Raw genomic sequence first — 25,742 nt, 5'->3', positions numbered from 1 at the left:
CAGGAAAATGGCGGCATTATTCTTGCCAGGGACAATCCGGCCAGGGTTCCTGGATGCGTCCCCGCCGTCCCCCCTCCTTCAGGAGGAGGCGCACCGGACCCAGTTCCATGCGGTGGTTCACGGCCTTGAGCATGTCGTAGAGCACCAGGAGGCCCAGGCTGACGCCCGTGAGGGCCTCCATCTCCACCCCGGTGCGCCCCTCCAGGACCACCTCCACCCGCAGCCAGGCCCGGCGGAGCTCCGGATCCCAGTGCTGGGCCACGGTCACGGCGTCCAGGGCCAGGGGGTGCGCCAGGGGGATGAGGTCCCCGGTGCGCTTGGCCCCGCCGATGGCCCCGATGCGGGCCACGGTCCAGGGGTCCCCCTTGGGTCCGCCCCCCGAGGCGAGCGCCTCGGCGCATTCCGGGCTCAGGGCCAGGTAGCCCGCGGCCACGGCCCGCCGCTTCGTGGCGGTCTTGGCCGACACGTCCACCATCACCGGGCGGCCTTCGGGATCCAGATGGGTGAGGCTCATGCTTCGCTCCAGGCCAGAAGGATATCGCGGAGCGCCGCGGCGTCGGAGGCGTAGGCCATGGGGCCCGACGCCGCCAGGTCCGCCTCCCCGTAGAACCCGTGGCCCACGGCCACGCTGCGCACCCCGGCGCCCGTGGCCATGTCCAGGTCGAAGGGGGTGTCCCCCACCATCACGGCATCCCCCGGGGGGACCCCCAGGCGGTCCAGGATCAGGAGGATGCTTTCCGGGTCCGGCTTGGCCCGGGCCACGTCGTCGGGGGTCACCACGGCCTCGAAGAACCGGGTCCACCCCAGGGCCGCCACCTGGCGCACCAGGGGCAGGGTGCGCTTGCTGGAGGCGATGGCCTGCCGGACGCCCCGGCCATGGAGTTCCTCAAGGATGGCCCCCATCCCCTCGAACCCCCGGATCAGGTGCTCGTTGGCGGTGTAGTCGTAGGACCGGTAGATGGGCAGCACCTCCTCCACGGAGCGGCCCATGGGCCCGAAGGTGCGGGTGATCCCCTCCTCCAGGGGCAGGCCCACGCACTTGAGCCATTCCTCCCGCACGGTCCCCGGCAGCCCCATCAACCGGAGCGCGTGGTCCATGCCGGCCTCGATGATGGGCCGGGTATCGGCCAGGGTCCCGTCGAAATCCCAAATGACCAGCTTCACGCAACGACCTCCAGGGGAAAGTCTCCCATGGGGCGGCGCCCGGGGTGGCCTAGAATCCGCTGACGACCTGGAAGTACCGCGCGAAGGCGGCGATCCCCCCCGAGGCCTGCTCCCAGTCGTAGTTCTCGTTGGGGGCGTGGTACCCGTGGGAGGGCAGGCTCAGGCCCAGGAAGTAGACTTCGCAGCCCAGCACGTCCTCCATGGTCTTCACGGCCCCGATGGAGCCGCCTTCCCGGGTGAAGCGGCAGGGGGCGCCGAAGGCGAAGGCGTAGGCGTCCTTCACGGCCTCGGCGTAGGGACCCGACACGTGGCCCTTGAAGGGGGCCAGGCCGTGCTCCTCGTGCAGCTGCACATCGGGGTAGTGGGTGGCCAGGAAGGTGCGGATCAGGTCGAAAGTGGAGGCCTCGTCCATGTCGGGCACCAGCCGGCAGCTCATCTTCACCTCGGCCCGGGGGGGCACGGCGGACTTGATGCCCGGGCCGGTGTAGCCCCCCACCACCCCGTGGACCTCCATGGTGGGCCGGCCCCAGATGCGCTTCATGACCTTCAGGGGGTTCCCGGTGCGCAGGCTGTGGATCTCGTGGTCGGCCATGAAGGTCTCCACGCTGAAGCCGGAATGGGCCCATTCCTTGAGCTCCTTCCGGGAGGGCTTGACCACCTTCCGGTAGAAGTGGGGGATCTTCACCTTCCCGGTGTGGCCGTCGACCATGGCGGCCACGACCCCCATGAGCTCGGCCAGGGGGTTGCGGGCCGCGCCGCCCACCACGCCGGAATGCAGGTCGTGGCTGGCGGTCTCCAGGGTGAGGCGGAACCCCTTCAGGCCCCGGAGGCCCGCGGGGGTGCTGGGCTTGCCCCGGGTGAGCCACACCGTGTCGCTCACCACGATGGCCTGGGTGCCCAGGAGGTCCTTGTGCCTTTCGAGCCCGCCCCGGAAGCTGGGGGACCCGATCTCCTCCTCCAGTTCCCACAGGAAGTGGACGTTCAGGGGAACGCCGGCCTCCCGGGCGGCCAGGGCCCCGAAGAAGGCCGAGAGGGCCGGACCCTTGTCGTCGGTGGTGCCGCGGCCCCGGTAGGTGTCGCCGGCGATCTCCATGCGGAAGGGTTCGGTGGTCCACTCGGGCTCGTTGGCGGGCTGGACATCCATATGGTTGTACACCGTGAGGGTGGGCAGGGCGGGGTCCAGGTCGAAGCGGCCCAGGACCAGGGGGTTGCCCTCGGTTTCCAGGAGCGTGGCCTCCCCGCCGTGGCGGCGGAACAGGTCCACCGCCGCCTCGGCGCAGCGGCGGATGTCCGCGGCCCGGTCCGGGTCGCTGGAGACGGAGGGGATCTCCACGAGGGTGCGGAGCTCGGCCTCGAAGGCCTGGCGCTTGGCTTGCGCGAAGGCTGCCAGGGCTTCACGGGTGAGGGCATCGGCGTTCATGGCGTCTCCTCGGGAGGGCCTCTACCATAGCCCCAGGGCGGGGACCCGGAAAGCGGAATCCTCACCCGGCGCCGGGGCGCAGTACAATCTCGGGGAGAACCAGGAGAAGGAATGGATCGCTTCGGAAGTTCAAGACTGCGCATCGTGTGGACGAGCATCTGCCTTCTCCTGGCGGGCCTCGTGCTGGGGGGCATCCAGGGCATCAACGGCGACGGCCAGCTGATGGTCTTCGGTTCCGGCATCCCCCTGGGCTTCATTGACGACCCCAAGGCCTGGGCGGCCGACATCCTGGGGCGGTTCCTGTTCGCGGTGGTGCCCGCCGTGATCCTCCTGGGCGGGATCTTCCCCCTGGGCGAATGGCTGGCCTCGGGCTCCCGCGCGGAGCGCTTCAAGGGGCTCACCCTGGGCGCGCCCCTGGCCTTCGCCCACGGGCTGGTGCTCAGCCAGATCGCCATCCTGCCGATCCTGGCCGCCAGCTTCCGCCTCCTGGGGAACCCCCTGGCCCCCCGCATCCTCCTGGCCGACACCAACGCCGTGCTCCTGGGCCTGGAACTCCTGCTCTGGTCCGCGGCCCTGGGCTGCCTGCTGAAATCCAACCGGGGCCTCGCCGTGATCCTGGCCTTCGGGCTCCAGGAGGTGGGCCGGGTCATGGCCTGGGGCGGGGAATTCCTGGGGGACCTGGAGGTGCCCAAGGCCGCCGTGCGGACCATGGCCTTCCTGGGCCGGGCCCTGCCCAGCTCCCAGCTGCCCTCGGACCCCTTCGCCTGGAAGGCCCTGCCCCTGACCCTGGGCCTGCCCATCCTCCTCGCGACCCTCCTGCTCCTCCTGCCGGGCAAGGCCCCCAAGCGGAGCAAGGCTTGAGACGAGCCCTGGCCCTCGTCCTGGGCGCCGCGCTGGCGGCCCAGGAGCCCCTGCCCCCGCCCCAGGACCTCAGCCAGGTCAAGGGACGGCTCGGGGAGATCAAGGCCGCGCTCACGGCCGTGGACCAGCAGATCGCGGCCCTCAAGAAGCGCCGCAAGGGCGTCCTGGTGGAGCTGCAGGCCATCTCCCTCCAGGCCGACCGGGTGCGGGCCCAGGCCGAGCAGGCCCGCCTCAAGCGCGACCAGGCCCAGATGGAGGTCCAGTCCATCAGCCGCAAGAAGGAGGAGATCAGCCTGGAGATCCGCCAGCGGCGCAACGAACTGCGCAAGGAGATCCGGTGGATGCAGGCCCTGGGTCCCCTGGGCGACCTGGGCCTCTTCGCCAGCTTCGCCACCTTCCAGCAGTACATCGTCCAGGGCCGCTACCTCGCCTACCTTCGCAACCAGGAGCGCATCCGCCTGGACCGCATCCAGCAGCTCCAGACCGACCTGGCCCGGCGGGAGGGCGAGATCCAGGAGGCCATGAAGCGGCTCACCCGGGAGGAGGAGGAGGCGGTGCGCTTCCAGGCCAGCCTCACCCTCAACGAGGAGCACCTGGGCTCCTTCCTGGAGGGCCTGCGCACGGACGAAACCCGCCAGAAGGCCGTGCAGGCCGAGCTGGCCGAGGAGGCCCTGCAGCTGGAGCGCATGCTCACCCAGCTCCTGGGCAAGCCCCGGGCCGACGCCTTCGAGACCCCGGTGGCCTTCGCGGGCCTGCGGGGGGAGCTGCCCCAGCCCACGCCAGGCACCCTGGCCCAGGGCTTCGGCGAACACCTGCACCCCAAGTTCCACACCCGCACCATGCAGAGCGGCCTGCTCATCTCGGCCTCGGCCGGCGCCCAGGTGAACGCCGTGGCCGACGGGAAGGTGGTCTTCGCGGACATCTACCAGAGCTTCGGCCCCATGGTGATCCTGGACCACGGCGGCGGCTATTTCAGCCTCTACACCCACCTGCGGGGGATCTCCGCCGGGAAGGGACAGATCCTCAAGCAGGGGGAGACCCTGGGCACGGTGGGGGTCACCGTGGACGGCCCGCGGCTGGGCTTCGAGATCCGGCACCTCACCCAGCCCCAGGATCCCAACAAGTGGCTCCGGCAACATTACCGGTAGGGGGCCCCCTCCCCCCTTGCGGGAATTTATGAACTGATTATTATTATCGAAGCGAACATCGGGGAACGCCCCTGAATGGATGCGGCTTCGTTAAATAATTAATTCAAATCCCGCGCCACGGGCGGCCGAGGCCTCCCCGGGCATCGCCCTGCCCCGGGGCCGGAGGAGCCATGCACGCGCTGCGATCGGCCCTGGAGGCGGTGCGCCCCTCCAGGCATCAGTGGACGCTGTTCGGTTTGTGGTGGTTCAAGCTGCTGGTGTTCTACGCGGGGCTGTTCAGCGTGGACCACCTCCATTTCCACCTGGGCATCCTGAACCGCGAGATCTTCCGGTCCCTGCTCCGCCCCGCCTACCACTCCCTGGTCCTCATGGGGATCCTCGCCCTGCTCAACGCCTTCCCGGAGCGGCGGCGCAACGCGGCCTTCGGGGTGCTGAGCGCCCTGGTCTCCTGCCTCCTGCTGGTGGACCTGGGGTACTACCGCGCCTTCCGGGCCCTCCCCTCCCTGGGAATCCTTTCGGCGGTGGGGGGCCTCTCCCTGCCCCTGGATCACCTCACCCCCCTCCTCCGTCCCTGGGATCTGCTCCTGTTCCTGGATCTGCCCCTTGTGGCCGCCCTGGGCCGGTGGTTCCCGGCCCCGGCTCCGGGGGGCTTCCGGCGCCTGGCCCTCCAGGCGTGCGGCTGTGCCGGCCTTTTCCTCCTGGTGCCCCTTTTCGGGGGCGGCGTCCTGGGTTCCCCGGGCGCCCGGGAACCCCTGACCCTCGCGAAACCCGTGGACCTGGCGGTCCTCGTCACGCCCTTCGGCTTCCACGCCCTGGATTTCGCGTCCTTCCTCCAGAAGGGGCGGCGGTTCGTCCCGCTGGATCCGGGCGAGCGGGAGCGCATCCGGGGCTGGCTGCGGGAGAACGACGAGGGCCTGCCCCCGGGTCCGGCGGCGGGGCTCCTGAAGGGCCGGAACCTCCTGGTCATCCAGGTGGAGTCCCTGGAGGCCTTCGTCCTGGGCCAGACCGCGGGCGGCGTCCCGGTGACGCCCAACCTGGACGCCCTGCGCCGCCGGGGGCTCAGCTTCTCCCGGTTCCACGAGCAGGTGAACCTCGGCATGAGCTCGGACGCGGACCTCATGACCAACACGTCCGTGTACCCCGTGCGCCGGGAGGCCACCTTCGCCTCCTACCCCACCGCCACCCTGCCGTCCCTGCCGCGCATCCTGGGGGAGCGGGGCTACGCCACCCTCTCCCTCCACCCCGACCCGGGCTCCTTCTGGAACGTGGGCCAGGGCCTTTCCCATCTGGGCTTCCAGCGCAGCGTGGACGCGGGGAGGTTCGACTGCGGGGATTCCTTCGGCATGGGCCTGTCGGACGCCTCCTTCCTGGCCCAGGCCCTGCCCCTCGTCACCGCCCTCCGGGAACCCTTCTACGCGTTCATGGTCACCCTCTCCAGCCACGAACCCTTCCACCTTCCGGACTACCTCCGGGAACTCCCCCTGGATCCGGCCCTGGACCGGAGCCCCATGGGGGACTACCTCCAGAGCGTCCACTACACGGACAAGCACCTGGGCCTCTTTCTCCGGGGCCTGGAGAGGGAAGGCCTCCTGCGCCGCACCGTGGTGGTGGTCACCGGGGATCACCAGGGGGTGCACAAATACTACGAAAAGGAGCTCCTCGCATCGCCCCTGGCCCAGCCCTGGTGGGGGTCCCGGGACCACCGGATCCCGCTCCTCATCGCCGCCCACGGGCTCGCCCCCCGGGAACTGGACATCCATGGCGGCCAGGTGGACCTCATGCCCACGCTCCTGGGCCTCCTGGGCATCGACCCCGGGGAGGAGCGGACCCGCATGATGGGCCGGGACCTGCTGAACACGGGCCGGAACCTCGCCGTGCTCGCCGACGGCACCCTGGTGGGTTCCGCCGGGGCCGGGGGGGCCTTCCATTGCCGGGAGGGCCTCGAGGTGGCGGACCTGATCATCCGCGGCGACTACTTCCGGGACGCCGGGGCCGCCCTCGGCGACCGGGCGCGATCCGGGGGCCCTCCTACCGGACCGTGCTCCCGGCGTTGAAGAGGGGGATGTACACCGCCAGCAGGAGCCCCAGCACCGTCACGCCCATGAAGAGGATGAGCACCGGCCCGATGAGGGCGGTGACGGCGGTGGTGGCCTTCTCCACTTCCTGGTCGAAGAAGTCCGACACGTGGTTCAGCATTTCCGGGAGGGCGGAGGACTGTTCGCCCACCCGGGTCATCTCCACGGCCAGGGGGTCCAGGAGCTGGGACTGTTCCAGGGCGGTGTGCAGGGAGGATCCGGCCCGCACCAGTTCGGTGACGTTGCGCAGGCGCTTCTTCATGCGCTCGCTGGGGGTGGTGCGCTGGATCACCTCCAGGGCCTGCAGGGCGGGCATGCCCCCGGAAAGGAGGACGCCCAGGGTGCGGGTGAAGACGGAGGAATGGTACATGCGGTACAGCACGCCCAGCTTGGGCAGCGACAGGAGGATCCGCTCCCACACCTGCTTGCCGGCGTCCGTGGTGAACATCCAGCGCAGGAAGAAGACCAGCACCACCAGCAGGCCGGCCTGGAGGTAGATGGTACGGCGCACGAATTCGCCCAGGTCCAGCAGCACCTGGGTGGCCTGGGGCATCTCGATGCCGCTGCCCTGGTAGATCTCCGCGAACTTGGGGAGCACCACGTTGAAGATCACCGCCAGGGCGATGATGAGCACCCCCACCAGGAAGGATGGGTAGAAGAGGGCCTCCATGATGCGGCGGCGGCTGTTCTGGGCGAAGGACTGGAAGGCCAGCCACCGGGCGATGACTTCGTGCAGGGTGCCGCTGCGCTCGCCGGCCACCACGTTGGCGCGGTACACCGCCGGGAAGGTGCCCACCTGTTCCATGGCCTCCGAGAAGGACATGCCCTCCTTGAGCAGTTCCACCACCCGCTCCAGGGAGCTGCGCAGGAGGGGATCCTTGCCGTGGCCCACCAGCAGCTCCAGGGACTGCAGCAGCGGGATGCCCGCCTTGAGCAGGGCCAGCAGCTCCTGGTTGAAGAGGATCAGGGTCTCGGCCTTGAGGGCCTTCTGGCTCCGGAAGGCGCCCAGGGTGCGGCGCACGTCCATGGGGAAATTCCCCTCGGCCATGATCCGGGCCTTCACCTCCTCGGCGTCGCCCCCCTCGTAATCCCTCACGAGGATCTCGCCGGCGGATGTTGTGAACTTCACGGTGAATCGCATGGGTAGCCCTGGGAAAGGATAGCCGCTAATGGGGCGGGGCCGGAACCGCTACACTGGCGGCAGTGCCGCCACAGGAGTTCCCGTGATCCCCAGGACCGTCGTGTTCGCCGTCGTCTGCGCCGCGCTTCAAGGGCAGGCCCCCCTCCGGGTGGGTGGATCGGTTCCGGGAATGCTCGACCTCAGGAGTGCCGCGGCGGCCGACTGGGTTCCTGGCGATTCGCGGGATCCCGCCCAGGTGCAGGCGAAAATCGAGGCCTGGTCCCTGCGGGTGGCCCCCCTGCGGGGGCGGGACGCCGTGCGGATCCTCCTGCCCCGGGGCGCCGGGCGGGTGCCCCTGCTCCTGGCCGCGAGCCAGGCCCTCCGGGCCCAGGACCCGGGGGTGGTCCTCTACCTGGGCTTCGACCCCCAGGGCGAACCCCTGTGGGACGAGACCGCCTGGGGGGCGGTGCAGGGCGGCGCGCTCCTGGCCGAGGACCTGGGTCCCGATCCCGCCGCCTGGCCCGGCATCCTGGCCCGGGCCCAGGAGTTCATGCCCGGGCGCCCCTGGACCCTCTGGCTCCCCTCGGATCCCGGGGCCCGCCTGGGCCAGCTCCTGGGGGACGGGGGCCGGCTCGTGATCCCTCCGGGGGGCCCCGGGGCGGGCCTGGTGGTCCCGCCCGGCTTCACCGACGTGGAGGGCGGGGCGGGCACCCTGCTCCTGCGGGACCCGCGCACGGGATCCGAGCGCCGCTGGCGGTTCGTCCAGGGGGCCTGGTCCCCCGTGGAAGCGCCCCGGGACCGCCACGAGGTGCAGGTCACGGCCCGGGACGCCTACGACGTGGGCGCGCTCCTGGCCCGGGTGCGGGCGGAGCGCCTGCGGGAGGCCCTGGCCGTGCGCACCCAGGAGGCCGACCTCGCCGTGGACGTGCACATCCAGGCGGACCAGGGCCCCGGCGGGGACCTGGGCTTCCGGTTCCGCTCCTTCCAGGCCGCGGGCGAACCCGAGGAGACGCTCCAGGAGGAGGTGCTCCTCAATGGCGTGAGGGCCAAGCTCAAGGGCGGGCTCCAGCTCCCCATCGTGGAGAGCCGCACGAGCCTGGCCCCGCCCGCGGCCCTCACCCTCACGGAACGGTACCGGTACCAGGACGGCGGGGAGGCCGGCCCGGGCCTCCGGTACATCCTGTTCAAGCCCGCCGACGGGGATTCCACCCTCCACACCGGCACCCTCCGGGTGGAGGAGGCCACCGGGCGCATCCTGGAGGAGCGCTCCTCCCGGTCGGGCCTGCCGGGCATGGTGAAGTCCGAAACCCGGACCCTCACCTACGGCGAGGCCGAACCGGGCGTCTGGCGCCTGGTGAAGGCGGTGGTGTTCGAGCGCTGGGTGAGTGGCGGGGGCGTCACCCAGGCCCGGCGCACCATGGTCTACTCCGGCTTCCGGATCAACGGCCCGGGCTTCGCCGCCCGGCGGGAGGAGGCCCGCGCCTCGGACGGAACCATGCTGAGGGCCACGCCCGACGGCCTCAGGTACCTCGCCCGGCAGAAGGATGGATCCCGGAAGGTCGAGGACCGGCCCAGGACCTCCGGACGGCTCATCGGGGGCATCCTCCTCTTCGATCCCACCCTCCCCCTGCCGGTGATCCCCCTGGCGGGGCTGGCCTATTTCGATTTCGACGCCTTCGGCAAGGGCATCCAGCTGTCGGGGCTCACCGCCGGGGTCTTCAACACCGGCCAGATCTCCGTGCCCAACGTGGGAGCCGGGTTCGATTTCGCGGCCAGCACGGCCTTCAGCCTGCTTTCCGGCACCGAGCGCCCCGTGCGCAACGGCCACCTGACCGACGGCGAGGGCGTGGGCCGGAGATCGGGCAACCTCCTCACGGCCCTGGGCCACGACCTGGGCTGGGGGTTCCGCCTCCAGGCCCGCATGAACCTGCGGCACGACACCTACTCCCGGCCCTGGAAGGGCCAGCACTGGACCGAGGGCTTCGTCCTGCCCCCGTCGGGCTGGACCCGGGAGACCACCGGGGAGCTGAGCTGGCTTTCCCGGGGCTTCCAGCTCAAGGGCTACTACGGCGAAGGCCGGCGCCCCGACGGCGTCTACGGGATGCCGGGCGCCCTCCAGGACCTCCAGGGCCCCTACGCCCGGTGGGGCGGCTCGGCGGGGTACGACCTGGAACTGGGCCGGGGCTCCTGGCTTCACGGGGAGGCGGGGGTGGCCAGCGGCAGGGGCTTCGACCGCTTCCAGGCGCTGGACGTGGGCGGCACCGGGGGCAGCGTCCGCATCGCCGGCATCCGGAACAACGCGATCACCGCCGATCGCCTCGCCTACGGCAAGGCGGCCCTGGTGCTCCCCACGGGCCCCAGCCTCCGCCTCACCCTGGGCCTGGACCAGGCCTGGCTGCGCGGCCTGGATGACCGGAAAACCTACCAGGTCACGGGGCTTTCCCTGGCCGGGGATCTCCCGGGCTTCTGGTGGTTCACCGCCGTGCGGGTGGACCTGGGCGTGGGCCTGCTCAGCACCCTGCCCGGAGTGCGCTCCTGCAACGGGTTCGTGGGCTTTTTCCGGATTTTCTGAGACCAGGATCCTAGGCCAGGTTTTCGACCCACCCCAGGTAACACCGACGATGCCAGGAGATAGTTCTTCCATCCAACCTACGGTCTGGCCCCTCGGCCGGGAACGGCCTGCGTTCGAAGGCTGATCCCCTTCATCCTGTTCATCTGATTCATCCCTGTTCCCGCAGGGCCAGCGATGAGTTGGGGCGGCGCGCAATTGATCTGGATGCGCCGACCCATCCCAGCCCTGGCCCTGCGGGAACAGGGATGAATTGGATGAAAGGGATAAAGGGGATGAGAATGCCTCCAAGGTAGGCGGCACGTGGTTATGAACAACAGGTTCATTCCAGGGAATTGTCATTCCGGTTGCGTCACTACAAATGGCGTTTTCGTTTTCGACAGGTGATTCGCGACGAGTTGCCCCGATCAGAAACCACCAGATTGGACGTACGCGTTGATAAGACGGGGTGGCTCGGAACGTCGGGCTAGTCCAGCAGGTCCACGGCCCTGCGGTTGAGCAGGAGCACCGGGGTCCGGTCCCGGAGGCGCTTGGAGCGCGAGGCTTCCGTGGGGATTTCCACGGCCCCCTCCGCCTGGGCCCGCAGCTCGCCGCGCCAGAAATGCCGGGGTTCCAGGAGCAGGGCCACGGGCCCGGGTTGGGCGAGGGCCTCGCGCACCGCCTGGGCGTCCTCCACCCTGGGGAGGGTCCGGCCGAAGGTGAGGTTGGCGAATCCCACCTGGGTCTCCTCCAGGCGGCCCTGAATCACCATCGCCCCCTGCTCCTCCAGCTTTTTCGCCTCCAGGTACGGCTCCAGGATGGGGTTCCACTCCCGGTCCAGGTGGGGCACGGCCACCACCATGAAGAGGAGAAGGGTCACCACCCACTGGGCCAGGGTCCACCGGAGCGCCCCCTCCAGCCTGCCCCGGGCCGCCATGGCCAGGGAGGCCGCGCCCAGGCCCAGGGCCGGAAGGGCCATGGCCAGGGCCTCGGGCCAGGGCATGCCCACCCGGGCCACCACGAACCAGGGCATGCCCGCGCCCAGGACCAGGGCGAGGACGAGGGTGGCCCGGATGGCCCCCCGCGCCAGGACCCCGGGACCCCGGTCCAGGACCCGGTCCAGCCAGAGCCCGGTGTGGAGGAAGGACAGGGGCAGGACGGGCAGCAGGTACACCATCCGCTTTTCCGAAGAGGCCGTGAGGAGCGCCAGGGTGGCCGCGAGCACCACGGGAATGCCCCAGGACCGCACTCCCCGCCATCCGCCCGGAACCAGGCTCGCGCACCAGATCCCCACCCAGGGCAGGAGGTTGCCCGGGGTCCGCCCCAGGTAGAAGAGGACCGGTTCCCGGTGTTCGTCCAGGCGGCCCGTGCGCGGCACCAGATCCGCCCGCTCCAGGAAGCGCCCCAGGGTGTTGCGCAGGAAGACCTCCGACAGGTGGGCCCGGCCCCCCTGGAGGGCCAGGGGCAGGACCCAGGCCAGGATGAGGGCGAGGCCCGCGCCCTGGCCCCACCCGGGACGCAGGAAGCGGCGGATGGCGCCGCGGTCCACGGCCAGCAGGAAGGCCACGGCCCACAGCGCCATCGCCGGGCCGATGACGCCCTTGGCCAGGAAGAGCGGGCCCAGGCTGGCCCAGAAGAGCTGCACCCAGAGCCCGCGCTCCGGTTCGGCCAGGGCCAGCAGGGCCAGTCCCAGGGTCCCGGAAAGGGCGGCCGTGAGGGTGATGTCCACCACCGCCTGGTGCCCCATGCGGAAGAACAGCACGTGGGTGGCGGCCAGGAGCCCTCCCCACAGCCCGGCCCGGGCGGACTGCAGCCGGCACCCCAGCCAGGTGATCCAGGCCACGGTGCCGATGGCCATGAGCGCGCTGGGAAGCCGCAGGGCCCAGGGGTCGTAGGTCCCCGCCAGGGCCGTGGAGGCCACCCCCAACAGGTAGTGGAGGGGCGGCTTCTCCAGGTAGGGCTGGCCGTTGAGGGTCGGGACGATCCACCGCCCCCCGGCGGCCATCTCCTGGATGATCCCCCCCACATAGGGCTCATGGTAGTCCCAGAGGGCATGGTTATCGAGGCCCACCAGGAACAGGGCCGCGGCCACCCCGCAGGCCAGGGCCATGGTGTTGTAAACACCGATCTTTTCCGACAGGAAGGCCAGCGGGTACCGAAGGCCCGGGCGGGGAGGAGGCGTCATCCTCCTATATTAATTATTTATTTATCCGGCGCCAGGAGGCCCTCAGGCGTAGAAGCCCCGGGCGTGCATGGCCTGGCTCACCCGGTCCAGGGCCAGGATGTAGGCGCCGATGCGGGGGTTCGTCTTGAACTTGTCCGTGGTGGCGAACACGGCCTGGAAGGCGTGGGTCATGTACTCCACCAGGCGCTCGTTCACTTCCCGCTCCCGCCAGTAGAAGCCCAGGCGGTTCTGCACCCACTCGAAGTAGCTCACGGTGACGCCGCCCACGTTGGCCAGGATATCGGGCACCACCAGGACGCCGTTGTCCAGGAGGATGGGGTCGGCCTCGGGGGAGGTGGGGCCGTTGGCGCCCTCCACCACCACCTTGGCGCGCACCTTGGCGGCGTTGTCCTCGGTGATCTGGTTCTCGGTGGCCGCGGGCACCAGGATATCCACGGCCATGGCCAGGAGGTCCTTGGCGTCCATGGGCTCGGCGCCCTTGAAGCCCACCACCGTCTTGTGCTCGGCGTGGTACTTGAGCAGGGCGTGGGTGTCGATGCCCCGGTCGTTGCGGATGGCGCCCTTGAGGTCGGAGACGGCCACCATGCGCGCGCCGGCCTCGTGCAGGAGTCGCGCGGCCTGGGATCCCACGTTGCCGAAGCCCTGCACGGCCAGGGTGGCCCCGGCCAGGGGCTTGCCCAGGCGCTGCATGGCCTCCCGGGCGGAGATGAGGATGCCGCGGCCCGTGGCCTCGGTGCGCCCGAGGCTTCCGCCCAGGGAGATGGGCTTGCCGGTCACCACGGCGTTCTCGGTCTTGCGGGTGTGCATGGTGTAGGTGTCCAGCACCCACGCCATGACCTGGCTGTTGGTGCCCATGTCGATGCCGGGCACGTCCCGGTCGGGGCCCAGCAGGTCCATGATCTCGGCGATGTAGCGCCGGGTGAGCCGCTCCAGCTCGCCGTCGCTCATCTTGGTGGGATCGCAGATGACGCCGCCCTTGCCGCCGCCGAAGGGCACGTCCACCACGGCGGTCTTCCAGGTGTTCCAGGCCGCGCCGGCCTTGATCTCGTCGAGGGTGATGCGGGGGTCGTAGCGGATGCCGCCCTTGGCGGGGCCCCGGGCCACGTTGTGCTGCACGCGGTAGCCCGTGAACACCTCCCAGCCCCCGTCGTCCATGTGCACGGGGCAGCTGACGATGATGGAGCGGATGGGGGCGATGAAGACCTTGAAGAGCGTCTCCTCGAGGCCGTACAGTTCGGCCGCGACGCGCAGACGCGACTGCATGGCGTCGAATGCGCTGTGTTGATTGAGCATGGCTCACCCCTCCCGGTTTTCGGAATTCGGAATGGAGGGATGCACGTCAGGCGGGAGCTCCAGCTCCTTCGCGTCCTTCCAGAGGCCTTCCAGATTGTAGAATCCGCGCGTCTCCTCATCCATGACGTGGACGATGATGTCGCCGTAGTCCAGGAGGATCCAGTTGCCGTTCTGTTCGCCCTCGCGGGAGAGGGGACGCGTGCCGATGGCCTTCAGCTGCTCTTCCACCGCGTCGGCGATGGCGCGGTTCTGGCGGTCGCTGGAACCGGACATGAACGCGAAGGTATCGGTGAAGCTGGCGATCCCGGTGACGTCGAAAAGGCGGATCCGGAAGGCTTTCTTGGAGCGGGCAGCTTCCACCACGCTCGCGAGCCGAGGCTCTAGGGTCATTCGTTCTCCCAAACAGACATTACGGTACTGGTTTTCCCGGCAAATGACAGCCAGAACTTGAGACGGAATTTGCTCCGGCGCCCCCCCCCGGGCCAGGTCCTCCCGGAGCCCCGTGGAGGCCAGCTCCAGCTCCGTTCCGGGCAGCTCCACCACCTCCCCGGCAGATCCGGACCACCGGGCCCGAAACCGCCCCTGGAGGAGGCCGGGCACGGGGGCGTCCCCGAAGCCGGGCCGGGGCGATACGGCCAGGGAGGCCAGTTCCAGGATCCGCCCGGGCCGCCTCCAGGTGTCGAAGGCCGCCATCTGGTCGCTGCCCATGACGAGGATCCAGGCCGAATCCGGTTCCCGCGCCGCCAGGGCCTCCAGGGTGTCCACGGTGTAGCTTTCGCCCCCCCGGTCCACCTCCAGGGTCTCCACCGGGTAGGGCAGGTCCCGCAGGAGGCGCAGGCGCATGGCGCCGTCCAGGGCCGGGCGGGGTTTGTGGGGGGGGACGGCCGTGGGCACCAGGCGCAGCTCGTCCAGGTCCAGGGCAAGGATGGCGAGGTCCGCGAGCTTCAGGTGTCCGGCGTGGGGAGGGTTGAAGGTGCCTCCCAGGAGCCCGACCCGCCTCATGCGCCCGGGGCCTCCAGCAGGGCCTTGCCCACCCTGAACACCAGGGGGCGGATGCCTTCGCCGGTGACGCCGGAGATCAGGATGGGCTCCTGGCCCCGGGCCCGGCACAGGGCCTCGAAGCGGCTCCGGCGGTCCTCGTCCTGGAGGGCGTCCAGCTTGGTGCCCACCAGCCAGCAGGGCTTGGCCGCCAGCACCGGGGAGAAGGCCCTGAGCTCGCCCTCGATGATGCGGATGGCCTCCTCGGGCTCCAGCACGGGGTCCGAGAGGTCCACCAGGTGCAGCAGCATGCGGGTGCGCTCCACGTGGCGCAGGAACTGCACGCCCAGGCCCGCGCCCCCCGCGGCGCCCTCGATGAGGCCCGGGATGTCGGCGATGACGAAGCTGTTGATCTCGTCCACGCCCACCACGCCCAGCTGCGGCTCCAGGGTCGTGAAGGGGTAGTTGGCGATCTTGGGCCGGGCCGCGGACACGCGGCTCACCAGGGTGGATTTCCCGGCGTTGGGCAGGCCCGCCAGGCCCACGTCGGCGATGAGCTTGAGCTCCAGGTCCACGTCGCGCACCTCGCCCTCCTCGCCGGGCTGGGCGTGCCGGGGGGTGCGGTTGGTGGAGCTCTTGAAATTGTTGTTGCCCAGGCCCCCGCGGCCGCCCCGGGCCACGGTGACGACCTGGTCGTGGCCGAGCAGCTCGGCCAGCACCTCGCCGCTCTGGGCGTCCTTGATGACCGTGCCCAGGGGCACGTCCAGGACGATGTTGGCCCCGTCGGTGCCCGAGCAGAGCCCGCCGGCGCCGTTGCCGCCGCGCCCGGCCAGGAAGGTGCGCTGGTTGCGGTAGGGGTTCAGGGTGTTGAGGGCCTTGTTGGCCCGGATGCTGATGGAGCCCCCCAGGCCGCCGTTGCCGCCGTCGGGGCCGCCCAGTTCGGCGAACTTCTCCCTGCGGAAGGAGGACGCCCCGGCGCCGCCGTGGCCGGCTTCCAGGTGCAGGGTCAGATGGTCAAGGAACATGGGGATGCCTGAAAGACGATGAGCGCACAGCCCCGATTCTCAAGGCCGCGCGCTCACCGGGATTAGCCTGGGATCAGGCCTCGACGGGGTCGATGTGGATGAAGCGGCCGTGCTGGCCCTTGTCCTGGAAGCGGACCTTGCCCTCGACCTTGGCGAAGAGGGTGTGGTCGGTGCCCATGCCCACGTTGACGCCCATCTTGAACTTGGTGCCGCGCTGGCGGACGATGATCGAGCCGGCGGTGACCAGCTGGCCCCCGAAGGCCTTCACGCCGAGACGCTGAGCATTGGAATCGCGGCCGTTGCGGCTGGAACCTACACCTTTTTTATGTGCCATGACGTAACCTCTCTCCTAACCCGGGCCTAAGCCTGGATGCCCTTGATGCGAACTTCCGTGTACCCCTGGCGGTGGCCCTTGGTGCGCTGGTAGGTCGTGGTGCGCTTCTTCTTGAAGATGAGAACCTTCTTGGCGCGGTCGTGGCAGATGACCTCGGCCGAGACGGTGGCGCCCTCGACGGTGGGCTTGCCCACCTTCAGCTCGCCGTTGTTGTCCACCAGGAGGACGCGGTCGAAGACCACGGCTTCCTTGAGGTCCTTTTCGAGCAGTTCCACGCGGAGGATGTCCCCCTCGGAAACCCGATACTGCTTGCCACCGGTCTGGATCACTGCGTACATGACGTCCTCGCAAGGGAGGCTTGGGCGGCGCCTGGAACGACCGGCGCGCTTGGGGAGCCCAAGACAAGGTCCACTAGAATGTCATCCTTTCCCTTGAACCGCAAGGGAAAATTCACTTCAGGAAGCCCCGCTTGCGCATGAGGGCGTCGGTATTGACGTCCCGGCCCCGGAAGGCCCGGAAGGCGTCCGCGGGGTCCACGGTGTTGCCCACGGACAATACGGTGGCCTTCAGGCGCGCCGCCACGGCCGCGTCCCAGGGGCCCTTGCCCTCCAGGAAGGCCTCCCAGGCGTCGGCGGTGAGGGCGTCGGCCCAGAGGTAGGCGTAGTACCCGGCGGAGTACCCGTCCGAGGAGAAGATGTGGTTGAACTGGGTGGGCCGGTGGCGCATGACGATCTCCTCCGGCATGCCCAGCCGGGCCAGCTCCTCCTTCTCGAACTTCGCGGGATCGATGGGGCCGCCCCCGGCCAGGTGGAACTTCATGTCGATGACGGCCGAGGCCAGGTACTCCATGGTCACGAAGCCCTCGTTGAACTTGGCGGCCTTCTTGATGCGCGCCACCAGCTCCTGGGGGATGGGCTTGCCGGTCTTGTAGTGCACGGCGTAGGTGTTGAGGACCTCCGGCGTCAGGAAGAAGTGCTCGTTGATCTGGGAGGGGAACTCCACGAAGTCCCGGGCCGTGTTGGTCCCGGACACGCCGGGGTAGGTGCAGTTGCTCAGCATGCCGTGGAGGGCGTGACCGAACTCGTGGAACATGGTCTGGGCGTCGTCGAAGGAGATGAGGACGGGTTCGCCCGGGGCGCCCTTGGTGAAGTTGGAGTTGTTGCTGACGATGGGGCTGGTCTCGCCGTCAAAGCGCTGCTGGGTGCGGTACTCGTTCATCCAGGCCCCGGAGCTCTTGCCGGCCCGGGCGAAGGGATCGAAGTACCACAGGGCCACATGGGCGCCCTTGGCGTCCTTGACCTCCCACACCTTCACGTCGGGGTGCTGCACGGGAAGGCCCTGGACGGGGGTAAAGCGCAGGCCGTAGCACTTGCCCGCCGCCCAGAACATCCCCTCGCGCAGCTTGTCGAGCTGCATGTAGGGCTGCACCTCGTTGAGGTCCAGGTCGTACTTGGCCTTGCGCAGCTTCTCCGCGTAGAAGCGGTAGTCCCACGCGGCCAGCTTGAAGGCGCCGCCCTCCTTGTCCACGATGGCCTGCATCTCGGCCACGTCGGCCTTCACCTGGGCCACGCCGGGCTTCCACACGGCCTCCATGAGGGCCACGGCCCGCTCGGGGGTCTTGGCCATGGACAGCTCCACGGACCAGTGGGCGTGGCTCTTGTAGCCCAGGAGCCGGGCCCGCTCGTAGCGAAGCTGCAGGATCCGGGTGATGTTGGCCTTGTTGTCCCGGGCATCGCCGTTGTCGCCCCGGTTCACGTAGGCGCGCCAGACCTTCTCGCGCAGGGCCCGGTTCTCGGCGTAGGAAAGGAAGGGCTCCATGGCCGAGCGGGTGTTGTTGATCACCCACTTGCCCTTGAGGCCCCGGGCCTCCGCGGCGCGGGCCGCGCCGGCCTTGTAGTCGGCGGAGAGCCCGGCGAGGCCGGCTTCCGAATCGATGACCGTGAACAGCTCGCTCTCCTCGGCCACCACGTTCTGGGCGAACCGCGTGTTCACGGTGGCCAGTTCCTGGTTGATCTCCTGGATGCGCTTCTTCTGCGCGGGGTCGAGCAGGGCCCCGGCCCGCACGAAATTGGTGCGGTACAGCCAGGTGAGGCGCTTCTGCTCGGGGGTGAGGGAGGCCTTGCCCAGGCCCGCGTACACGGCGTCGATGCGCTTGAAGAGCCCCGCGTTCTGGGTGATCTCGTCGGCGAAGGCCGCCAGCTTCGGGTTGACCTCGGCCTCGATGCGGGGCACGTCGCCGGTCTTCAGGGTGCTGAAGTGGACCCCGGTGAGGATGTTGACCCGGTCCAGCATGCGGCTGGAGCGCTCCAGGGCCGCGATGGTGTTCTCGAAGGTGGGGGCCGCGGGGTTGTCCACGATGGCCTTGATGGCCTTGCGCTGGTCGGCCATGGCCAGGTCGAAGGCCTGGACGAAGTCCCCGGACTTCACCTGGTCCCAGGGCGGCACCCCGCCGAAGGGACCCTTCCAGGGGGCGAGGAGGGCTTGGAGGGTGGGCTTCATGGGCTGCTCCGGCCGAAGGGGCATGGCGGCCACGGCCAGGATCGGCACGAGGCCCAGGGAGAGGCGATTGCGGATGGACATGGGACTCCTTGGAACAGGGGGGGACCCCATTCTATCCCCCCGCGCGCCCCCGGCGTCCGGTCCTCAATCACAACTGCGCCAGGCCTCCAGCACCCGGAAACGTTCGCCCATGGCCGTGGGGAGCGTGAGCTGCAGCAGGTTTTCCATGCGCTTGACCCGGGAGGCGGCGTCCAGGGTCTGCCAGGCGGCTTCCCAGGTGGCCAAGGGGGCGTGGTCCCGGATCCAGGCGCTCAGGCTCACGTGGCCCGCCTCCCCCAGGCCCGCGCGCTCCAGGTGGAGGGCCAGGCGCGTGAAATCCACGTCGGCGGTGAGGTCGGCCCGGCCCATCTCCTCCCACCAGGCGCCGTCCACGGTGTGGCCCTTGTACCGGCGCAGATCGGAGCCCTTGTCCAGGACGCGGCTGGCGGTGTGGCCGTAATCGATGGCCAGGAAGAGCCCGCCTTTCAGGACGCGGGCCAGGTCCCCCACGAGCCCGGGCAGATCCGCGCACCAGGGGGCCCCGTCGCCCGCCTCCAGGCCGCCCTCGGCCTGGGAGGTGAACCAGTCGATGGCGTCGCAGGGCTCCGCCCTCAACCACGCCGGGCCGTCCACGGTGAGGGCCTCGTAGCTCCAACCCTCGCCGTCCCAGCGGTAGGGTTGGGCGGGCAGGGCGTCGAAGAGCTCGTTGGAGAGGATGGCGCCCCGGAAGGGCTCCAGGGGTTCCGCCTGGGCCACGATGCGGGCCCGGCCCGAGGCCAGGTGCGGGGCCAGGGCCAGGCGGGCCGCGGCCGCCGCGGCGGGGTTGTCGTCCCGGTGGAGGTAGCGCAGGGCCGCGCCGAAGGCGCCTCCGGCGGCCTGGAGCAGGTCCCGGCCCAGCCAGCCGCGCCCGGCCCCCGGCTCCAGCACCACGAAGGGATCGGGCCGGCCGAGGCGCTCCCAGGCCCGCTCCAGCCGCACGGCCAGGGCCTCCCCCAGCAGGGGGCCCAGATCCAGGGCCGTGTAGTAGTCGGCGCCCTCGAAGCCCCAGGGGCCCTGGGCGCGCCGGTAGTACCCGAATTCCGGATGGTACAGCGCCAGGGCCATGGCCTCCGCGGCGGGCAGGGGTCCCTGGGCCAGGCGGGCCTCCACGAGGGCCTTGAGATCGGTCACGGTTCGCTCCGGTGCAGGGGCCACCGCTCCAGGATCCAGGGGAGGATCCACTGGGTGGCGAGGAGGGCCAGGGCCACGCCCCCCAGGGAGGCCAGGCCCAGGCCGCGCAGGCCCCGGTAGCCGCTGAAGGCCAGGCCCCCGAAGCCGGCCAGGGTGGTGCCGGCGCACACGGCGTTGACCCGGGCCACGCGGGCGGCGGCCTGGGGCTCCAGGCGGGCCCGGTGGAGGAGGTTCATGGCGGTGTCCACGCTGACGCCCAGGGCGATGGGAATGGCCACCAGGGACAGGAAGGTGAGCGGTTCGCCCGTCCAGCCCAGGATGCCCAGGGCCCCCACCTGGCTCGCGGCCAGGGGCACCAGGGCCAGGACCAGGAAGCGCGGGCGCCGCCCGAAGAAGGCCACCACGGCCAGCACGGCGCCCAGGGCCAGCAGGATCACCTGGCGCAGGGCGTCCCGGGCCACCGCCTTGATGGCCCGGAAGAGGGGCCGGGTGCCCACCATGCGTCCGCCGGCGGCCTCCACCTCCCCTTCGATGCGCTCCTGGGCCCCTTCGGAAAGGCGCAGGGGGAGGGTGAAGGTCTCCGCCGGCGCGGCCTCCCGGGGCGGAGGCCCGGCGTGCCATCCGAAGAGCCGCATGGGGGCCCGCTTCACGGGGGCCGTCACCGGGGGCATGAGGGCCTGGAGGCTCCGGGGCACGTTCACCGGGTTCTCCACGCTGGCGCGCAGGGCGGTGAGGCTGCGCTCCAGGGCCACCGGGTCCAGCCCGGCGGCGGCGGCCTCGTCCAGGGCCCGGCGGTACCAGGTGTCCGAACCCAGGATCCGCTTGAGCTCGGGGGAGGGCACCTTCCATTCGGGCATGGGCAGGCCCTCCCGGCGCAGGGGCGCCACCACGGCGTTCCACAGCTGGGGCAGCCGCGCCGGATCGTCCAGGGGCAGCTGCACCGCCAGGGGCTGGAGCCCGGCGCCCAGGGCGTGGGCCAGGGCCTCCTGGAGGACCAGGGCGGGGTTGCCCTGCTGCCGGAAGCGGCGGAGATCCTCCTCCCACTTCATGGAGCCGATGCCCCAGGCGCCCAGCGCCACCAGGGCCAGGGCCGCCGCGGGCTTCCAGGGGCGCATGGGGGCGGGGCGGGCCTGGGCCCGGGCCACGGGGGCGAAGGTGCCCCGGCCCCGGTCCAGGGCCAGGAGCAGGGCCGGCAGCACCAGGAAGCTCGCGGCCATGCACGCCAGGAGGCCCAGGCCGGCCGTGAGCCCCAGGTCCCGGAAGCCCGGGAAGGGCGCCGCCACGCAGGCCAGGAAGGCGGTGGCCGTGGCCAGCCCCCCCGCGATGACGCCGGGGCCGGTGCCCAGGAGCGCGGCGCGCAGGCTCAGGGCCTTGGTGCGCCCCGCCTGGCGTTCGTCCCGGTAGCGGCTGAAGAGCAGGATGCCCACGTCGTCCCCGATGCCCAGGAGCACCGCGCCGAAGGCCGCGGCCATGAGGTTGAGCCTGCCCAGGGCCCACCCCGTGAGCCCCAGGGCCCAGAGCATGCCCAGCAGGAGGGGGATCACCACGAAGCCGTACCCGGCCAGGGTGCGGAAGCCGATCCAATACACCAGCCCGATGAGCACGAAGCTCAGCAGCAGGCTCAGGAGGATCTCCCGGGTGAGGGTGTGGGATTCCCAGTAGGCGATGGCGTGGGCCCCGGTGGCCCGCAGGGGGAAGGCCCGGTCCGGGCCCTCGGCCAGGGCCTGGCGCACCTGGGCGAAGCCGGCCTTCGCGGGGAGGGGGCCCCGGGCCCCCTCCCCCAGCCAGCGCAGCACCCGCGCCGTGGCCTGGGCGTCCCCGCTGGGGAAGTCCAGCACCAGCGGCACCAGCACGAAGCGCCCGTCCCGGGTCTCCAGGTACCCGGTGCGGAGCTTGACGGGCAGGGCCCGGGCGCCCTGGGTCACCCGGAGGCGGGTCTCGTCCCGCTCCGTGATGAACTGGCTCAGTTGAAGGGGGTCCAGCTGGGCCAGCTTGGCCTTGGCCGGGTCCGGGGAGGCCAGGGCCCGGGCCGTGGCCCGGAAGCGCCTCTGCAGTTCGGCGGGATCCTTGAGGGGTTCCAGCCGGTCCCCCAGGAGCATGGGGGCCAGGGCGTAGAACTGCTCCGTGACCAGGCGCCCCACGGCCCCGTCCCCTTCCAGGAAGCTGCCCGCGGCCAGGAGGGGCGGCCACAGGGAGACCCCCCGGGCCTCGGGCACGGGGATGGGCGGGGAGATGCGGCCCTCGCCGCTCATGCCGTTGAGGGGAAGGCCCCCGTCCGTGAGGAGGTTCTCCACCAGGTGCTCGGCCCAGGCCTGCCGGGCCTCCAGGTCCCCGGCGGAACCTTCGGCCGCGAGCCAGAGCAGCTCCTGCTGGCCCACCCCGGCCTCGATGCTGGCGCGCACCACGGGGTTGTCCGTGGGCAGGAGGCTCATGAGATCGAGGCGGCGCTCCACCCGCAGCGCCCCCAGGCCCAGGACCAGGGTGAGCAGGGCCAGGCCGATCCACAGCCCCGCCGGGCGGCGCAGGTGGAGGAGCAGGAGCGCGCGGAGGAGCTTCCTACCCATTCAGGGTTTCCGTCAGCCGCTCCAGGGTCGGGCGCAGCACCACCCGCTTGGCCGAGGCCAGGCGGCGGAAGAGGCTGGGGTCGTCCAGGCGCAGCAGGGGGTAGGTGTCCCGGTCCCCGGCCTGGAGGCTCTCGGTCCACCGGCTGGCCGTGAGGAGGGTGGGCAGCTGCTCCCCGTAGCGGTGGTCCAGGAGCTGGGCCATGGCGCGCACCACGCGGATATCGCCGTCCATGCGGTCGAAGTCGTCCAGCACGAGGATGGGCGCCTCCAGCAGGGGGGCCATGCGGTCCCGCTCGCTGATGAAGTCGGTGTTGGTGAAGCTGCGGGAATCGTAGTAGGTGTCCCGCAATTCCAGGGTGAAGGCCCGCACGGACACGAACAGGCCCCCGCCGGAGGTGCGCTCGCCGCAGGCCCGCAGGGCCGCGGCGGCCAGGGAGCTGCGCCCGGAGCCCGGAGGCCCATCGATCCACCAGAAATCCGAGGGGTCCCGGTCGGAGCGGGCCCAGTTGAACAGCGAGCGGTAGCCCCAGGGCTCCTGGGCGGGCCGGAGGTCACGCCAGGCCGTCTCGCCGTCGGGGCCGGCCTTGGGGCCGCACTTGTGGACGATGAGATCGAGCTTGCTGCGCAGGTCCTCGGAAAGGGTGTCGCGGATCTCGGCGTTCTCCAGCAGCTGGTTCACCTGGGCCAGGGACCCCGCGAGCTTTTCCCGGGGGTGCTGGATCTTCCACCAGTCCCAGAAGGATTCGAAGGAGGCCTCCCGGTACCGGGCCGGAATGCCCTGGACGGCGCGCCGGGCCGCGGCGGGGGCCGCGCAGGTGCATGGCCTGGCGGGCTTCATGGGGTCCGGATCCAGGATCACCCGCCGCCCCTCGCACAGGGGGCAGACCTCGGCGCCCTTCACGAACGGTCTCCCTTCAGGAACTGTCCCAGCAGCACGCGCCGGCGCTCGCGGATCTTCATGAAGGCGCGCTCCTCGATCTGGCGCACCCGCTCCCGGCTGATGGGGGGCTCGAAGGACTGGCCGATGCGCTCCAGGGTCATGGGATCGGAACCGTCCAGGCCGAAGTGCAGGGCGATGATGCGCCGCTCCTTCTCGTTGAGCAGGCCCAGGCTGAGCCGCACCTGGTCCTGGAAGGACTCCTGGTCCAGGGTCTCCATGGCGCTGGGCTCGATGCTCTGCTCCAGGCTGTCGCCCAGGGTGAGGTCGGATTCGCCCATGCCCTGCTCGGTGCTCACGGTGGAGGTGGTCTGCTGCAGCAGCTGCAGGCGCTCCACCTCCTCCGCGGAGAAGGTGCTGTGGGCCACGATGTCGGCCACGGTGGGGGTGCGGCCCAGGTCCTGGCCCAGGCGGTGGGTGATGCGGTTGAGCTGCACCAGGTGCCCGGCCACCTTCTGGGGCAGGCGGATCTTGCTGCCGTGCTCGGCCAGGGCGTGGAAGATGGCCTGGCGCACCCACCAGGACGCGTAGGTGAGGAACTTGTTCTCCCGCTCCGGGTCGAAGCGCTTGGCGGCCTCGATGAGGCCCAGGTTCCCCTCGGAGATGAGGTCCAGCAGGTCCAGGCCCATGCCCTGGAACTTGCGGGCCTCCTTGACGACGAAGCGGAGGTTGCCCTCCACCAGCATCCTCAAGCCTTCGGGGTTGCGGTCGTTCTGCCACAACCGCCCGTTGATGCGCTCCTCCTCCGCGGTCAGGAGGGGGAGATCCCTGATCGAGTCGAAGTACTTGTCGAGCGACCGCTCTTCCAGATGCCGTTGGGGCACATTCCACCTTGAAGAAGGAACAGCATAACAAAGGGGATGCCAGCTTACCTCTTGCGCAGGCCCTGGGGGGTGAGTTTGACAAGGCCCGTCGAAGAAATGCCTTCCAGACCCCTTTCGGGTTCAAGTCCGGCTGACTTCATTTTAGATTCATTTTTCTCGATAATGTTTTGCATTTCCTCCTGCATTTTTTTCATGCGGTCCCGGAGGTTCAGGACCACCTCGACGCCGGCCAGGTTTACACCCAAATCCCTGGTAAGACTAAGGATGAATTCAAGGCGCTCCAGGTCGTCCTCGCTGTAGAGCCGCGTCTTGCCCTCGGTGCGGGAGGGAAGGAGGAGTCCTTCCCTTTCATAAAGTCGCAGGGTCTGGGGGTGGATTTCGTACCGGGCTGCGACCACGCCGATCATGTACGAGCCGCTTTTCGGATCCCGTCTCATTTCACCTCCACGCGTCCGCACGGATGGATCCGTCGTTGAGTTCCGCAAGTTCCCGCAGGAGTTCCTTGGAGCGCTCGTCCTCGATCTTCGGCGTCACCACCCGGATGCGGGCGAAGAGGTCCCCCCGCTGGCTGGAACCGGGAATGGGCATGCCCATGCCCTTGAGGCGCAGGTTCGTGCCGGCCTGGGTGCCGGGGGGGATCCGGATGGTGCTGTGCCCCTCGGGGGTGGGGATCTCCACCTTGGAGCCCAGGGCGCTTTCGGTGAAGCTGATGGGCAGGTCCAGGTAGAGGTTGGCCCCCCGCCGCTCGAAGCGCGGGTCCGCCTCCACCTGCACCTGGAGGTAGAGGTCCCCGGCGCCCCCGCCGCGACGGCCGGCTTCCCCCTTGCCGGCCACCCGCAGCCGGGTCCCGTCCTCCACCCCCGCGGGGATGTTCACGTTCACCGTCTCGTTGCGGGGGAGGCGGCCCTGGCCCCGGCAGGTCTCGCAGGGGGGGGCCTTCTTGCCGGTGCCGTTGCAGGCCGGGCATTCCTCCCGGGACCGGAAGAAGCCGCCGCCCTGCTCCTGGTAGCCCCGGCCGTTGCAGGAGGGGCAGGTGCTCACCGGGGCCCCCACCTTGTCCCCGGAGCCCTGGCAGGCGGAGCAGGTCTCGGACCGGTGGAGGTTGAGGGCGAGGCGGGTGCCGTGGAAGGCGTCCTTGAACCCGATGCGCACGGTGTGCTGGGTGTCCTCCCCGGCCCGGGGCCCCGGCCGGCGCCGGCCCGAAGGCCGCTTGCCGAAGCCCTGGAAGAGATCCTGGAAGGAACTCCCGAAGCCCGAGTCCTCGAAGGAGAAGCCCTGGCCGCCCATGTGCGCCCCCGGCCCCGCCGGATCCCCATAGGTGTCGTAGTTCTTCCGCTTCACGGGGTCCGACAGGATGTCGTTGGCCTCGGCCAGTTCCTTGAACCGGGCCTCCGATTCCTTGTTGCCGGGGTTGAGATCGGGGTGGTACTTGCGCGCCAGCTTCCGGTAGGCCTTCTTGATGTCCTCCTCGGAGGCGCCCTTGGTCAAGCCAAGAATCTTGTAGTAGTCGGGAGTGGCCATGGCAGCAATTTACCCTGGATTTGCGCCACCCGGACTC

21 protein-coding genes are annotated in these 25,742 nt (G+C 70.3%); 4 read left to right on the top strand and 17 right to left on the bottom strand.

Annotated features, from left to right (window positions below):
- Positions 1-16 precede the first annotated feature (16 nt).
- From moaC to R2J76_RS00895, 3 genes are read right to left on the bottom strand one after another with little or no spacing between them, the layout of a single operon-like run.
- On the bottom strand, positions 17-514 hold the full coding sequence (moaC, locus tag R2J76_RS00905; RefSeq protein WP_316413899.1) for a cyclic pyranopterin monophosphate synthase MoaC: 498 nt from the start codon (positions 512-514) through the stop codon (positions 17-19).
- Positions 511-1,164: an HAD family hydrolase gene (locus tag R2J76_RS00900; protein WP_316413898.1), complete on the bottom strand. Its 654-nt coding sequence runs from the start codon at positions 1,162-1,164 to the stop codon at positions 511-513. Before R2J76_RS00900 ends, moaC begins: the two co-directional genes overlap by 4 nt.
- A gap of 49 nt (positions 1,165-1,213) precedes the next feature.
- Complete coding sequence (locus R2J76_RS00895) at positions 1,214-2,584, bottom strand: M20/M25/M40 family metallo-hydrolase (protein WP_316413897.1); 1,371 nt, start codon at positions 2,582-2,584, stop codon at positions 1,214-1,216.
- A 111-nt stretch (positions 2,585-2,695) separates the two neighbouring features.
- On the opposite strand from R2J76_RS00895, the gene R2J76_RS00890 reads away from it, so the two are divergent.
- The 3 genes from R2J76_RS00890 to R2J76_RS00880 all read left to right on the top strand — a co-directional run bounded on the left by R2J76_RS00890 (position 2,696) and on the right by R2J76_RS00880 (position 6,647).
- Entirely contained in the window at positions 2,696-3,445 is a 750-nt protein-coding gene (locus R2J76_RS00890; RefSeq protein WP_316413896.1) for a hypothetical protein, read from the top strand.
- A complete protein-coding gene (locus R2J76_RS00885) occupies positions 3,442-4,593 on the top strand; it encodes a murein hydrolase activator EnvC family protein (protein WP_316413895.1) in 1,152 nt (383 codons plus the stop codon). The genes R2J76_RS00890 and R2J76_RS00885 overlap by 4 nt, the downstream gene beginning before the upstream one ends.
- A 170-nt stretch (positions 4,594-4,763) precedes the next feature.
- Positions 4,764-6,647 (top strand): LTA synthase family protein, encoded by a 1,884-nt coding sequence (locus R2J76_RS00880; RefSeq protein ID WP_316413894.1) that lies wholly within the window; start codon positions 4,764-4,766, stop codon positions 6,645-6,647.
- On the opposite strand, the gene R2J76_RS00875 is transcribed toward R2J76_RS00880, so the two are convergent.
- Positions 6,622-7,809, bottom strand: a complete 1,188-nt coding sequence (locus R2J76_RS00875; protein ID WP_316413893.1) for a type II secretion system F family protein — start codon at positions 7,807-7,809, stop codon at positions 6,622-6,624. The genes R2J76_RS00880 and R2J76_RS00875 overlap by 26 nt on opposite strands.
- Before the next feature lie 82 nt (positions 7,810-7,891).
- On the opposite strand from R2J76_RS00875, the gene R2J76_RS00870 reads away from it, so the two are divergent.
- Positions 7,892-10,360, top strand: coding sequence for a hypothetical protein (locus R2J76_RS00870; protein ID WP_316413892.1), 2,469 nt, complete (start codon positions 7,892-7,894; stop codon positions 10,358-10,360).
- A gap of 463 nt (positions 10,361-10,823) precedes the next feature.
- Here the strand turns inward: R2J76_RS00870 and R2J76_RS00865 are convergent, their stop codons facing one another.
- The 13 genes from R2J76_RS00865 to dnaJ form a co-directional block, all read right to left on the bottom strand.
- Entirely contained in the window at positions 10,824-12,521 is a 1,698-nt protein-coding gene (locus R2J76_RS00865) for an ArnT family glycosyltransferase (RefSeq protein ID WP_316413891.1), read from the bottom strand.
- A 42-nt stretch (positions 12,522-12,563) separates the two neighbouring features.
- Positions 12,564-13,814, bottom strand: a complete 1,251-nt coding sequence (locus tag R2J76_RS00860; protein WP_316413890.1) for a Glu/Leu/Phe/Val family dehydrogenase — start codon at positions 13,812-13,814, stop codon at positions 12,564-12,566.
- 3 nt (positions 13,815-13,817) lie between these two features.
- Entirely contained in the window at positions 13,818-14,816 is a 999-nt protein-coding gene (rsfS, locus tag R2J76_RS00855; protein ID WP_316413889.1) for a ribosome silencing factor, read from the bottom strand.
- Complete coding sequence (obgE, locus tag R2J76_RS00850; protein WP_316413888.1) at positions 14,813-15,817, bottom strand: GTPase ObgE; 1,005 nt, start codon at positions 15,815-15,817, stop codon at positions 14,813-14,815. The genes rsfS and obgE overlap by 4 nt, the downstream gene beginning before the upstream one ends.
- A 73-nt stretch (positions 15,818-15,890) precedes the next feature.
- Positions 15,891-16,151 carry a 50S ribosomal protein L27 gene (gene rpmA / locus R2J76_RS00845; protein ID WP_316413887.1) on the bottom strand — a complete coding sequence of 87 codons (261 nt, stop codon included), beginning with the start codon at positions 16,149-16,151 and terminating at the stop codon, positions 15,891-15,893.
- A 26-nt stretch (positions 16,152-16,177) separates the two neighbouring features.
- Complete coding sequence (gene rplU, locus R2J76_RS00840) at positions 16,178-16,489, bottom strand: 50S ribosomal protein L21 (RefSeq protein WP_316413886.1); 312 nt, start codon at positions 16,487-16,489, stop codon at positions 16,178-16,180.
- 112 nt (positions 16,490-16,601) lie between these two features.
- Positions 16,602-18,731, bottom strand: coding sequence for a M3 family metallopeptidase (locus R2J76_RS00835; RefSeq protein ID WP_316413885.1), 2,130 nt, complete (start codon positions 18,729-18,731; stop codon positions 16,602-16,604).
- A gap of 63 nt (positions 18,732-18,794) precedes the next feature.
- Entirely contained in the window at positions 18,795-19,859 is a 1,065-nt protein-coding gene (locus R2J76_RS00830) for an SAM-dependent methyltransferase (RefSeq protein WP_316413884.1), read from the bottom strand.
- The gene (locus R2J76_RS00825; protein ID WP_316413883.1) at positions 19,856-22,423 is read right to left on the bottom strand and encodes an MMPL family transporter; all 2,568 of its coding nucleotides are present in this window, start codon (positions 22,421-22,423) and stop codon (positions 19,856-19,858) included. Before R2J76_RS00825 ends, R2J76_RS00830 begins: the two co-directional genes overlap by 4 nt.
- Positions 22,416-23,324, bottom strand: a complete 909-nt coding sequence (locus tag R2J76_RS00820) for an AAA family ATPase (protein WP_316413882.1) — start codon at positions 23,322-23,324, stop codon at positions 22,416-22,418. Before R2J76_RS00820 ends, R2J76_RS00825 begins: the two co-directional genes overlap by 8 nt.
- On the bottom strand, positions 23,321-24,184 hold the full coding sequence (locus tag R2J76_RS00815) for a sigma-70 family RNA polymerase sigma factor (RefSeq protein WP_316413881.1): 864 nt from the start codon (positions 24,182-24,184) through the stop codon (positions 23,321-23,323). Before R2J76_RS00815 ends, R2J76_RS00820 begins: the two co-directional genes overlap by 4 nt.
- A 44-nt stretch (positions 24,185-24,228) precedes the next feature.
- On the bottom strand, positions 24,229-24,621 hold the full coding sequence (locus R2J76_RS00810) for a MerR family transcriptional regulator (RefSeq protein WP_316413880.1): 393 nt from the start codon (positions 24,619-24,621) through the stop codon (positions 24,229-24,231).
- A gap of 1 nt (position 24,622) precedes the next feature.
- Positions 24,623-25,705, bottom strand: coding sequence for a molecular chaperone DnaJ (gene dnaJ / locus R2J76_RS00805; RefSeq protein ID WP_316413879.1), 1,083 nt, complete (start codon positions 25,703-25,705; stop codon positions 24,623-24,625).
- Positions 25,706-25,742: the final 37 nt, after the last annotated feature.

The sequence above is a fragment of the Mesoterricola silvestris genome, from assembly GCF_030295405.1.
Lineage (GTDB): Bacteria > Acidobacteriota > Holophagae > Holophagales > Holophagaceae > Mesoterricola > Mesoterricola silvestris.
The sequence above is the reverse complement of the archived record's forward strand: the minus strand, read 5'-3'. Positions and strand labels throughout refer to the sequence as shown.